The sequence below is a fragment of the Photobacterium malacitanum genome (genome assembly GCF_900185615.1).
Classification (GTDB): Bacteria; Pseudomonadota; Gammaproteobacteria; order Enterobacterales; family Vibrionaceae; genus Photobacterium; species Photobacterium malacitanum.
Map to the genome: position 1 here is coordinate 229,278 of NZ_FYAK01000003.1, position 12,672 is coordinate 241,949.

Genomic DNA, 12,672 nt, shown 5'->3' on the forward strand with positions numbered 1-12,672 from the left:
ATGTTGTTATACATTGTGGCTAAAAGGCGTAGTTAACTTGTGCAGCTCCAATATAAGCAACACTGCTGGCAGTAAAACGGTGGTCAGTTTCAATAAAGTCGCTGTTTTTTCCGTAGATATAACTCAAGCCAATATCAATACTTAAGCGAGGACTATGCTGGTAGGTGACGCCGGCTGAATACCAGTAACGGTCAGTATCTGGAATACTAAGCGTGGCTTTACCGCCTTGCTCATCAAAGGCAAATCCAGCACGTAAGGTAATGTTCGGGTTGAGAGTGTATGTGGTGCCAATAGCCCATCGAAATGCATCGCTATAATCTTCATCTTTTAGCAAGCAAATCCCTGGCATTTGACCATTGAAATTACATTGTGCGTTGGTGGCACGTAACTCTTTAAATGAACGCCATTGGGTCCAGAAAAGACTGTAATGAACAGCAATTTGCGGATTAAGCTGATGAAAGCCAGAAAACTCAGCAGTGGCGGGTAGAATAACAGGAAGTTTTCCTTTGATGGTTTGACCGCGATTGGCACTGCCTAATACTAATCCGGAGTAATCAGTAAAATCGCCTTTAAAATCAAGATCAACTTTTGAACGGTAAGCGAGCCCAAAACGGTTATTATCATTTAATTGATAGAAAGCACCGATGTTCCATCCCCAGCTCCAAGTGTCACCTTCCATGTTAATGGTTTTATCACTGGGTTTAATCGCTGGATAGAACGGTAACGCATTCTGTCCATAATGGCGATAGAGTTCAGCTTTGGCATAAACAGCATTGAGACCGACCCCAAGGCTCAACTGATTATTAACTTTATAAGCAATACTGGGGTTTAAATTGATGGCTACCAGTGAGGTTTTACCTGCAGAAGTACCATCATAAAAATTAGCAGGATAATCGGTAGTGACGCCGTAGCCTGAAAATAAGGCTAGCCCCCAAGAAAAGCGCTCATTGAGCGGTTGAATAAAATAACTAGCAGGTACAAAAGCGGTTGGAGCCACATTTTTGGCTGTCTGGATGCCGTTAGGTGCATCATGGGCGATAACATCAACATCTGGTATAACAACACTGCCAACAACAGATACTGTCATGGTGTTAAATTTTGTCATCGCAGCAGGATTGCGAGAGATTACAGCAGCATTATCAGCGATAGCTGCCTCTCCGGCAAAAGCACGACCTAAACCTGATGCTGATTGTTCTGAGACTTGAAACCCCGCACTAAACACTGAAGTACTAGTCAGTGCTGCACAAAGCGCAAGGGAAAGATAACGTATATTTACGGACATTATTCTGCCTCTCAGTTGTCGTTATGTTATTTTTTATTCATCCATGAGGAAAAACAAAACGCATTACAGACCAAGTATAAGATTAATGTTAAGTAATTGTTAACTTTTGCGTCTATTTATTTGACGAACGATGTAAGAGGTATAAAAAAACCCATACAGGGATGGGTTTAATAAAAAATTCAGCGCAATTTAGATTATTTGCTGTCAGTGTCGTCTGTTGGTGGCGTGAATAATGGCCAGCCACCTAGTTGTTTCCACTTATTAACGATTTTGCAAAATAATTCAGCGGTACGTTCAGTGTCATATAATGCTGAGTGCGCTTCTTTATTATCAAATGGAATTTCAGCGGTTTGACAGGCTTTAGCCAACACCGTTTGTCCAAAGGCTAAACCGCTTAATGCTGCAGTATCAAAGGTCGCAAATGGATGAAATGGGTTACGTTTTAGTTTCGCACGTTCAGAGGCAGCCATTACAAAGCTATGATCAAATGTCGCATTATGCGCCACCATAATCGCACGGGTGCAATCAGTGTTTTTTTGTTCTTTTCTGATTTGTTTATAAATTTCTTTTAGTGCAACTTCTTCAGATACCGCACCACGTAATGGGCTAAACGGGTCGCGGATACCGTTAAATTCTAACGCTTCTTTATGCAAGATTGCACCTTCAAAAGGAGCGACATGGAAGTGAATAGTTGTTGCAGGTTTTAGCCAACCATCTTCATCCATTTGTAAAGTGACAGCACAAATCTCTAATAAGGCATCCGTTTTGGCGTTAAAACCTGCAGTTTCAACGTCAATAACGACTGGAAAGTAGCCGCGAAAGCGACTTTTTAAGGTATTACATTGGTTATCTTGGCTCATAGTACTGCTGTCAAAATAAAAGAATTACATAGTATGGCAGATTAAGCGTGCAATTTCATTGCTGTTCAATCATAGAAATACGATTTGAAGTAACAATAGTTTGATTGCGTAATAGAAGGCTAAAGCTCATACCATAAATGCCGATATAGCAGTGTAACATTATTATTGTCGTTGTATTATTTTCTCTTAGTCTGGTTATAAAATGAATTCAATAGAAGTATTAATGCCTTGGTTACGAATTGGATTAGTTATTAGTGTATTTATTTCAATATCGAATGCGGAGGCTAAAAACTACCTTGCCTCGCCACATCAATCACAGTGGCAGCTTGTGGTTGATACGCCGTTAGAGTGTCGATTAGAACACGCCATTCCAGCTTATGGAACTGCGCAGTTTTCAGCACGTTCGAGTAAAAAAATGAACCTGCATTTTGAGTTGAAAATGCAGCGTCAACTTGGAGCAACCCGCAATGTTAAGTTAACCTCAATGCCACCGAGTTGGATGCCTGGCGATGCTGCTCATGCGATGGTTGATTTAAAATTTTTTAAACAATTTGATGGCTATATTGAAGGTAATACTGCGTGGCAAATGTTGGCAGAGTTAGAAGATGGACGTAATCCAACGTTTAGCTATAAAAGTTGGCCTGCGCAGCGACAACGTCAGTTAGACGTTGGTTTGTCTGCGGTGAATTTTAATAAATCGTATCAACTTTTTAGTCAATGTTTGAATAACTTGATGCCATTTAGTTTTGACGATATCGCTTTTACTATTTTGCATTACAACAATGATAGTGATGAGCTGAATAATATGTCACAGCAGCGGTTAGCGCAGATTGCTGATTATGTCCGCTATTCTGATGATATCGATTTAGTGCTGGTTGCTGCATACAGTGATTCAGCATTAGGAACAGCGGCAGGACAACGGTTGTCAGAACAACGAGCCGCTAAAATTGAAGATTATTTTAGAGGGTTAGGTTTACCTGACGATCGCATTCAAGTTGAAGCTCATGGTAAACGGCGACCTATTGCCGATAACTCAACCCCTGTCGGTCGACATCAAAACCGTCGAGTGGTGATTTCATTAGGGCGTAGTCAAATTTAAATTCATTATGGGCGTAATGTTAATCGTCTGTTGACATTGGCTATTGATAACACCTTTATGATGGTAGTGTTAATCAGCGAATAAGGATTTGAGTATGAATAAGCGTTTATTGTGCGGGATTGTTATTATTGTCGCAGTGATTGCTGGTATAAAAATGTTCACGACTACGGTTGAGAATGTGGCAACAGATACGACCAAGGAAGTGCTCAACAAAGTCGTTAAAGCAGATTTAAAGCCCGTTGCTGAAGCAATAAAAAATCAACAATTGTGTAAACCTGGTGCGGCAACTGAATTACAGGCGCTAGGGCATGAAGGTCAGCCTTTAGCACGAAGCATGGCTTATATTGCCCTTGCCCAAGAAAGCTACCTTCAAGGTGATAAGCAAAAAGCAGCAATAGAATTACAGCAATCTCTTGATGCTAGTGGTAAAAAAGTCTCACCTCAACAACGTGATGAGTTATTAAATGCGCTTGGTAAAGGGGCTGCAGAGCTTGCCGCTAAACGTAAACAAAATGGCTTTAATATTGACTGTACACCATTGTAATAATCAGATTATTCGTTTTAAAAAAGGAGCGTTTTAATGCTCCTTTTTTGTTGGTGACGATGCTGGATGAAATAGAGATAGTCACATTACAGCGAGGTTAGATTTCTACTTTGTCTTTATATCTCCATTATATGAACTAAAAATCATCTTTACTCGGTGGGTGAGTGAGTGACTATCTAGTTATAGTAAGGGGTTTAGGTGCCATCAACGGTAAAAATACATTACAAATACCCTTTAATTTGTAAAGGTGATGATTTTATAAGACTAAACTCGACAAAATCATACGCAATATCCTTTACAAAATAGTAACAAATAAATTGTAGCTGACTTTACTCAAAGTCTTGGCAAGGCGATGGCCTCACTGCGTGAACCATCACCCTGCTAAAAGGGTATCTAGGGGAATGATGGTAAAGTAAAATAATAAAGCCACTCCTGACGCTCGCACGGCTCGCTAGTCGCTAGGCGTTTATGATTTTTCTTGACCATCGGTATCACTCACAAAAAATCTCACAAAAGAGCTTTCGTAACTCGTTTTTGGACATTTCTGAGTTAGCGGTAACAAGTACTTTGATCAAATTCGCATAACTTGAGGTGTGTTAATATTGTTTAGGAGAGCAGCATCAACTTTGAGATCACAATGTACTACTTCATCTTCTGTCTCAAACGTCGCAGCTTTCTAAGTAAATGCTCAGGGTCTTTATCAGACCTTTTCTTGTCAAGGTATTCTTCTGCTATTTCTATCTGAGACCTCCGCTTGTTGTCATCAACAGTTAGTGTTTCCAATTGAACCATAATGTGAAGCATAGTCACATCACGATATTTGGCTTTCTTAGCAGCATAATTACCTATGCCTTTTACTGGTTTACCAAAGAAAGCATCCTCGAGGCTTATTTCTCCTTGTTTATGGATGTACCCCTTATACGTTTCCGCGATTTGTAATAAGACAGACGGTGGTGGGTAGACGCCAGCCTCTAAGCAGTAAGCTAAGGCAGCAAGTGGATGTTCAGCAATAGGAGCACGGTCTTCACTATTATCCCACCATGAGAAGTGTGAAGACCTTTGTTCCTCCCACATATCCTCAAGCTCTTCTACTGTTTCATCTGCTATTTCTAAATTCTTATATTCCATCGCATCCTCACACCACTAGACCGCATACTATGGCGACAATGAGTCCAGCCACAATATTCAACAAGATAATACCTGTAGGTCTTTCGTACCACTGTCTCGTCTCACGCTTCATTATATTTACCCTTATCGTTGTCGTGAGATAAGTATCTATTAAAAGGCGTGATGTTTTAAGGACATGCAGAGCCTTGGGTGTCCTGTCGTAATTATCTATTATTCCGCCATGCTTTTTAAGTAGATACTGCACTCAGGTAACTGAATCGTTCTGCCTCTCCATGGTTGTTTTCTTGATGGAACGAAATGTGTCGCTATGTCTACAGTGTGACCAATGTTAGCAGCCAGACCAGAGTGAAACGAAGATGGACAGAAGCCATTTATATTTATTGCTCTAATTGGTTCTACCAGATTAGAAAAAGTATCTTGAAACTTTAAATACTTTGTTAACATTATTTTTCAAACGTTATATTTGAGTAATTGATAGAATTTCGGTGCTTCTCTTTCAAGTAATCAAAAACGTCAAACCACTCAAGAGATGAACCAAATATTTTGTTCTCTTGCGTACACACTTCACATTGATAGTTTTTAAAACCAGTCTCAGTCGCATAGTTTTGCCACATTGACGTGAATGAGGCTCTCGCCTTACCAACAACCACTTCTGTTAATCTACGATTTAACATATGCTTCTGAGATATAGCGTATACAAAGCCATCGATTATTTCTGTAAGATCAAGTTTAATATCTTTGAATAACCTATCTTTAGGTACACTAGCTTTTACTAAATCTTCGTAATCATAATAGATATTAAAATGAGCAGTCCGGTTTGAAGTATCGTGATCGTAACGCACACCTTTCGTGATGGTTCTAACTGGTAACTCGCTATGCTGGCTGTGACCACGAAGTTTACAACCAACTACATAATTCAGATTTGTCTTATAGATTTCTTCACGATGATCGATGACTTGTTGCTGCGATCCATCGTCCTTTGTTAACTCGAATGAAAAGCAGCGCTTCTTGTCTTTATTGTAGTGCCAGTCTAGATATAGTTTACTTAGATTAAACAAATTAAAAGCTTGCCGATTCAATGAACTACGAACCTCATGATTAAAAGCATAGTTTGCGAACGGCGATGACACAGACCTCAAGCTCCAATAGTTCACTTTGTTTTTATAGTCCCAGTAAGCTTCAATTATTTGATCATAGATAATTTCTATATCTAGGGCTTTGACCAAAAGCTCTCTATAACCTAAAGCCAATGTAATTTCGGATTCGGAGACTTCGAAGCTTTGATACGCCACTTCATCTGTACTGTATACGAATAAATTTTCCATAAATCCTCAATAATGCTAACGCTAACTAGACGGCTAACAGTAACCTTTAACTCTGAAATAATGCCGTCTTTTACTTACTGACTCTATAACAAATCAATACTTTACCAAAAATGCTAACAAATTAGAGTACTAAGAGGTGCATAATTCCTAGATGAGCGGAATTCGCATAAATTGTTGTAGTGTAAATTCACATGAACAAGGTATGAATGAGTATTTACTCTGAATGATAATGGGGCACAGGCTTTTCAGAGGAAAAGCCTGTAGCAGATCCCGCCTGTCAGCAGTCTGTTTTCTCAGATAGTCTCAGAGCGTCTTCTAGCTCAACGCCAAGGTATCGAATTGTGTTATCTAGCTTCGAATGTCCAAGTAAGATCTGTACAGCCCTGATGTTTTTTGTTCTGGCATAGATTAAAGTGGCTTTAGTGCGGCGCATGGAATGAGTGCCGTAATAGTCAGCATTCAATCCCAGTTTTTCAGCCCAGTTTCTGATAATTGAGCGATAGAATGAGTAGCTGATAGGTTGCCCTTTGCGGCGACAACTTGGAAATAAAAAGCTACTTGTATCTAGGGATGCAGAGTAAACCCACCGACTAATACTCTGTTGTGTTCTCGGAGTAATCTCATAGTGTACATCTGTACCTGTTTTTTGCTGGGTGCATTGAACCCTTTCATAGATCACTCCTTGCGAAGAAACATCATATACATGCAGTTTTAGTAGATCACTCGCCCTCAACTTGCTATCAATGGCTAGGTTCAATAGTGCAAGTTGCATTAGGTCGTTTTCAAGCTCTAGCCTAGTTCTTATTCGCCAAATCTCTTCCAACTTGAATGGTCTTTTTATCCCGCTGCATTTTTCTGATGATGACTTTCTCATGTTGACCTCCTCTTAGGTGTTATTGGTCAACATAAAGTCTGGTTATTGACTAAAACTGTTGTAGCAGTTTCGATTACTGTCGTTCAGAGCGTGCAAGAACGCCCATGGACAGAAACGTGTTATCGAAAATTAAATATTTGTAATATATAAATAAATTCAAGTATGACAAAAAGAAGTTGTTAGGTTTGGACGTAAGTTGTAATGTCATGATTTTAATGCAACCAAGAGCACATCGAGAGTTTTAGGAAATAAAGCTTTGTGGTGGCGATTATTGAGGTGTCTATGTCATTACATGAAACAGTTGTAACTCTAGAGGAGTTACAGGGACTAAATCTAGCAGATATCTTGTCTGAAGTAGAAGAACACTCATACCACTACATCGAATCTGCTTTCGCAGCGCAACAAGAAAGCGTCCCAGCCCGATTGTTAGCCGCTGCATGTTCAATGCACTTTACCCCACGAGACCCCAAGGCTCCTTTCAAGCCCAAATTTGTATTTGAAGATCGTAGAGGCTTGATAGCTAGTGACTTCAGCGAAGAGTCACTTACGGCACTGAAAAACTTCTGCCCAGAAGTTGAAAACCATGAATTGCGAGCACGATTAGCCGATATTGCATGGATTACGAAGTCTGGGACTATCGAGCATGCTTATATGGCGATAGAAGCGTACTTAGAGTCAGCTAGACAACTTGCTGATGAATCTGATTCGTGGGTTCTGCCATGTGAACGTATTGAGCGTGCTCTACGCCTGAGCTGCATGTTCAGACGGGATAATCAACGTCCTGATTTATTCGAAAACGTATCTCAGTTCCTTCTTGAAGAATTCGAAGTACATAAAGAATCTGAGAAGTGCTTTTTCGCAATACGCTTGTTAACTCTTTGCCTTGAGTTTTGTATCAAAGAGGCTGATTGGATTTACGAACAAGCTCTAGAGCTAGCGAGATTACTGTTTGAAAGAGGCGATTACGATTCATCCATTAATGCAAACGAAATAGCTTTAGATGCAGCAATGTCTATGCGAGACAAAGAGAAAGAGATAGCTACTTGGCAGTCTATTTCTGAATGTCATGTCAAAGCGGCTGAACATTATCAGCAAGGCATGATTGCCGCTGGACGCTTGCTCAAAGCAATTGATGCTTTGAGCAAAGTTCCTGGGACTAAAGAACAAAGACTGGCTCTATATGAAGAAATGAGAGAGCAGCAAATTGAATCGTTGCACGACCTTGGTCTTATCGTTACTGATGGACAAGATATTAGTGAGCTTGTTAATACTGCTATTGCCAACGTGCAGAGTGTTGACTTGTTCGATGCTATTTTCCGCTTGGGTAAGATCACAAGACCATCGAACATAGAGCAGTTAAGAGAGCATGCAGTTGAGCAGATGCAAACTAGTATCTCGTGGATGTTCGGCACGACTCATCTAGATCATGAAGGTATGACAACTGCTGTAATTCCTGCTGGCCTTGGTATTGAAAATGACGAGAATGGCCTACTGTGCTGGAGTATTATGATGCGCAACATTGGTATTGAGCACCAGTTAGGTGTGCAAGGCAAGATTATGCCAGCTCTGAATGAAGTCACTACCAAATACGTTGTTACAGAAGAAGCAATTGAGCAAATCTGTTCAAATCATCCATTCATTCCAGATGGTCATGAAGAATATTTTGTGAAAGGTCTATTGGCTGGTTTCAATCGAGACTTCATGACTGCTTGTCATTTGCTAGTGCCGCAAATTGAGAACTCTCTACGCTATCTTGCACGTCAGAAAGGAGAGGAGCCTTCTACGTTACATGGTGACGGGTCACAAGAACGTAATGGTATTAAAGCTCTGCTTGGACACCAAGCGATCATTGATACTTTGGGGTCTGATTTAACCACCAACTTACAGGTAGTCCTACTTGATAAAGTTTATGGTGACTTGAGAAATCAGTTATCTCACGGGTATGTACCAGCATCAACTTATTGGGGTACTGCTCCTAAGTTTCTTTGGTGGTTGGTATTACATATAGTGATGATTCCATATGCTGGAATATGGAAAGAGAACTACAAGCAAGAAATGCAGGAATAAACGATTCAGCGGGAGGAAAATGGCTCCCGTTTTTAGTCTAAGCGGTGAGATACTATTCCAACATCACTTCGCATTAATAAATATTTTCTAAGTTCATCGCATCTTTATTGTTAATGATGTTGAAGCTCAAGTTCTTGTTTATAATGATATAACCCGATGTATTGAAGGATTAAACGGTTCAATGAGACGTAATTTTTCACTATGCTAGTCATACCTCTTCGGATAATTTTTCGTAGTGAAAATTCGCAATAACAATATGTGAATGACCCTTTACTCTAACTCGAAAAGGGGCAAATTTTAGTTAGCTATGGAAGCTAGCTCGTGTGATCAGTTCTGTTTGGTGTGAATAAACTGACGGACACAAATAAGCCTCGCATTGGCGAGGCTTAATGATGTTTATTTATAGTATTGGTGACGCCTTTTCGAATTATGCTTCCAACACTTAGCAACGTCATATACGTGAGCAGAATAATCATCCCACGGGTTAGCCAGTAATCTTCCTCTGGCTGCTCTCAGTTTTATTGGATATTCACGACACTCAATTTTGTGGAGGAAATAGTAGCTCTTCTCCTGCTTGGTTGAAAAATGCTTGTGAATTCGACTACGTACGCTAGGATACATATCCCATAGATAAGCCCCTTGCGCTTTTACATGACTTCGGTACTGTTGCTTCAGTTTTTTCATTTACCCTCCAGGTTTACATTACCTAGAAGGGGTCCTCTGCGAAGTAGTTCATTAGTCCACCATCATGTGTTCTTTCCCTAAGTCTAAGCCTAAAATCATTACCAAAACTTATCAAGCGAACCATGCTTCTTAAAACGCTTTGGGGCAAAAACGAGTTTGAAATTGCTAACTCAACAGTTCTTTCAGGTAGCTATTCCGCTTATGAGAGTGACTAGGTGCCTCGGTGATCTGCCTCATGTCATCACTACTTCCAACGATATGAATTTCGCTTTCTGCTCTTGTAATTGCCGTATAGAGCCATGCTCTATCGACTATTCTGCCTTTTTGCAGAGCGATGATGATACGTGGAAACTGTGACCCTTGAGCTTTATGTAGGGTGATTGCGTAACCCAACTCCATGCAATCGAGAACAGATTGTGTAATCTCGACCTTTTCACCTGTATCTAGTGTCACTTCACCGTAACTATCACCAGAAGGTTTGACGTTGGTTAGTGTGCCAAGTGAGCCGTTCTGAATGCCTTTGTCATAATGGTTCTGTGTGAATAACACGGCATCATTCATGCGAAGTGGCAAAAAGAACTTATCACCATTGATTTCGAACTCAAGGCTAGTGCTATCTGGGTTAACGGCTTGTTGGGTGAGTTTATTGATTTCTGATACGAGTGCCTTGGTTGGAGCCATGACGCGACTGTTTTCAGGACACTGTTGGTAAAGCTCACAGCAGACTTTGGCAATGTCTGTTTTACTGGTTTCGTGAAAGTGTATTGCGCCCGTATTTAATCGATCAGGCACCACTCCTTGATTGATGAGCTTTGAGTATTCGGGGATACCCGTTGAACCTTCCTGCCTCTTGACGATATCTAACTTCGTATTAGCCACCGTTTTTGCTTCAACGATGTCTGCCAACACCTTGCCGCAGCCGATGGGTGGAAGTTGGTCGGGATCGCCAGTGAATATCAATCGTACAGAGGGGTGAATGTGATTCACAAGACGATACATGGTTGGCAAGTCAATCATGCTTGCCTCATCAATCACCAGTAGGTGATTTGTTTTCTCGACACTAGGTTCTATGGGGTCTTCACGCAGCAATTTGGCAATGGTTGAGGTAACAAAACCGATTGATTCATGAAGTCTCATTGCAGCGCGACCACTAAGCGCAACAGCGTGTATTTCAAATCCGAGTTGATGGTAAGCCCTGAGAGCCGTTCTAAGTACCGTTGTTTTGCCTGTTCCTGCACCGCCTGTAATACAGCTTACCGAATTATCTAGGCAAGTTATTACCACTTCACTCTGTTTGGGCGTTAAATCATAAGGCAAATCCGCAATCGCAGCGCAATATGCTGCATTAGCCATTTCATCGAATAAGTTATTTCGCTGAACCAGTGCATTAAGCCGTTTAGCAACGACATTTTCCATCAGCAGTTGTGCGGTTGGGTGATAAGCCCCCGTATCAGGATTTAAAATGTACTGAGCTTTATCATGACCTGATTGGAACGCCTGAGTGACCAGTGTTTTGTCTTTCAGTAGCCTGTTGAGGTAAGGGCGCACATTGGCATGAGTGGTATAGGTGTGACCTTTTTCAATCTCCTTGCGAATCGCCATTTCCAGAGCAGCGCTGAGCCTTCTTGGGTCATTCTTCGCAACATCGCTCTTAAAATCCGTTACCTTGATAATATCTTCAATGGCACTGAACGAAAGACCAAAACCCATCAAAGCATAAGGATTATCCTTAATTACCTCTATGGAGGCTTCACCGTGATGCTTGAGCAGCCGTTGCTGCACACTGGCGGGGATGTTGTGCTCACTCATCCAGTTGCAATGTGCCAGATTTTTATATTTGGCGTACCCTTTAAAGAGTGCCTCTACTGAATCTTCGCTCAGAATCGATGTCAGAAGCTTTCTGGACTCTGGGGTGTCATTTCTCAGGGTGATATGGAAATCTTTCCCCAAGAGCTGCCAGAGCGCCCTAGCTTTACTTTCACCAATACCCTTGAAGTCACTTTCTTTAGCAATAAAGTGTATCAGTTGCTCACCTGTTTTGGGCATGGAGCATTCAATATGCTCTGGTAACTCATAAGTGTGTTGCTGCATGACATAATCGCCAGTTTCAACAGCTTTAACTTGGCGAGAACCTTTGACTGACCAATGCTGACCTAACGTGGGTTGCACAGGGATACGATTAGGATCGGCTATAATGGTGACGTAATACTTACCATTATTGGTTTTGTATGAGTCTTTTGCCAGTGGCACACCACTGAATATCACCATCTTGGTCGAGCGATAAGGAATGCTGGTTATGCGCATCTGATCTTCATGTAGGATAGTATTCATCGTGGCATCAACCCCATTTCAGATAGGGTCTCTGATAGCTCCCCAAAGCGCTCAAGTCGTTTTTCCAGCTCTTTTACCTTGGCTTTTAATTCAATGTTTTCAGCCTCTAATGAGGATACTCGTTTTGAGTCGAGCAGCTTGCGGTTGGCGGTATTGTCATAGGCTTTTGGTTTACCTTCGTTTTTCTTAGCTGAGTTGGTCAAAGGTGGCAGAATGCTTCTATCACGCAGCTCATCTTCTAATGCTTTGAGTGCGTCTTTGAGAGCAGGGTTTTGGTTAAGGGCAGATTTACCACAGCCGATCCCTTTCGCGACTTCGATGCGATTGAGCTGGCCTCGGTAGATAATTGGTTTAAAATCATCATCGCTTTGTGTTGCTACCCAAACCTTAAACGCCTCAAGATTGTGCTGCGCTTTCTGCTGACCACTTGCCATTTTAAGCCCTCAATTAGATTAGAAAATACAAAGAGTTGCATTAA

General features: G+C 41.1%; 10 protein-coding genes. 3 read left to right on the forward strand and 7 right to left on the reverse strand.

Features of this window, described 5'->3' with window-relative positions; translation table 11 throughout:
* Window positions 1-19 precede the first annotated feature (19 nt).
* Window positions 20-1,282 (reverse strand): outer membrane protein transport protein, encoded by a 1,263-nt coding sequence (locus PMAL9190_RS10435; protein WP_087845141.1) that lies wholly within the window; start codon window positions 1,280-1,282, stop codon window positions 20-22.
* A gap of 194 nt (window positions 1,283-1,476) precedes the next feature.
* The gene (rnt, locus tag PMAL9190_RS10440; protein WP_065168159.1) at window positions 1,477-2,142 is read right to left on the reverse strand and encodes a ribonuclease T; all 666 of its coding nucleotides are present in this window, start codon (window positions 2,140-2,142) and stop codon (window positions 1,477-1,479) included.
* Between the two features lie 223 nt (window positions 2,143-2,365).
* Between rnt and motY the strand changes: the two genes are divergently transcribed.
* The gene (motY, locus tag PMAL9190_RS10445; RefSeq protein ID WP_370738769.1) at window positions 2,366-3,241 is read left to right on the forward strand and encodes a flagellar protein MotY; all 876 of its coding nucleotides are present in this window, start codon (window positions 2,366-2,368) and stop codon (window positions 3,239-3,241) included.
* Between the two features lie 94 nt (window positions 3,242-3,335).
* Window positions 3,336-3,785: a hypothetical protein gene (locus tag PMAL9190_RS10450; protein ID WP_087845143.1), complete on the forward strand. Its 450-nt coding sequence runs from the start codon at window positions 3,336-3,338 to the stop codon at window positions 3,783-3,785.
* Between the two features lie 642 nt (window positions 3,786-4,427).
* Here PMAL9190_RS10450 and PMAL9190_RS10455 read toward each other — a convergent pair.
* From PMAL9190_RS10455 to PMAL9190_RS10470, 3 genes are all read right to left on the reverse strand, one after another.
* The gene (locus PMAL9190_RS10455; RefSeq protein ID WP_087845144.1) at window positions 4,428-4,913 is read right to left on the reverse strand and encodes a hypothetical protein; all 486 of its coding nucleotides are present in this window, start codon (window positions 4,911-4,913) and stop codon (window positions 4,428-4,430) included.
* A gap of 443 nt (window positions 4,914-5,356) precedes the next feature.
* Complete coding sequence (locus PMAL9190_RS10465; RefSeq protein ID WP_087845146.1) at window positions 5,357-6,238, reverse strand: hypothetical protein; 882 nt, start codon at window positions 6,236-6,238, stop codon at window positions 5,357-5,359.
* Window positions 6,239-6,515: 277 nt separating this feature from the next.
* Entirely contained in the window at window positions 6,516-7,112 is a 597-nt protein-coding gene (locus PMAL9190_RS10470; protein WP_087845147.1) for a tyrosine-type recombinase/integrase, read from the reverse strand.
* A gap of 282 nt (window positions 7,113-7,394) precedes the next feature.
* On the opposite strand from PMAL9190_RS10470, the gene PMAL9190_RS10475 reads away from it, so the two are divergent.
* Entirely contained in the window at window positions 7,395-9,179 is a 1,785-nt protein-coding gene (locus tag PMAL9190_RS10475) for a DUF7380 domain-containing protein (protein ID WP_087845148.1), read from the forward strand.
* Between the two features lie 849 nt (window positions 9,180-10,028).
* On the opposite strand, the gene PMAL9190_RS10485 is transcribed toward PMAL9190_RS10475, so the two are convergent.
* Both PMAL9190_RS10485 and PMAL9190_RS10490 read right to left on the reverse strand, forming a co-directional pair.
* Window positions 10,029-12,194, reverse strand: coding sequence for an AAA family ATPase (locus PMAL9190_RS10485; protein WP_087845150.1), 2,166 nt, complete (start codon window positions 12,192-12,194; stop codon window positions 10,029-10,031).
* Window positions 12,191-12,628 (reverse strand): VPA1267 family protein, encoded by a 438-nt coding sequence (locus tag PMAL9190_RS10490; RefSeq protein WP_087845151.1) that lies wholly within the window; start codon window positions 12,626-12,628, stop codon window positions 12,191-12,193. The genes PMAL9190_RS10485 and PMAL9190_RS10490 overlap by 4 nt, the downstream gene beginning before the upstream one ends.
* Window positions 12,629-12,672 lie beyond the last annotated feature (44 nt).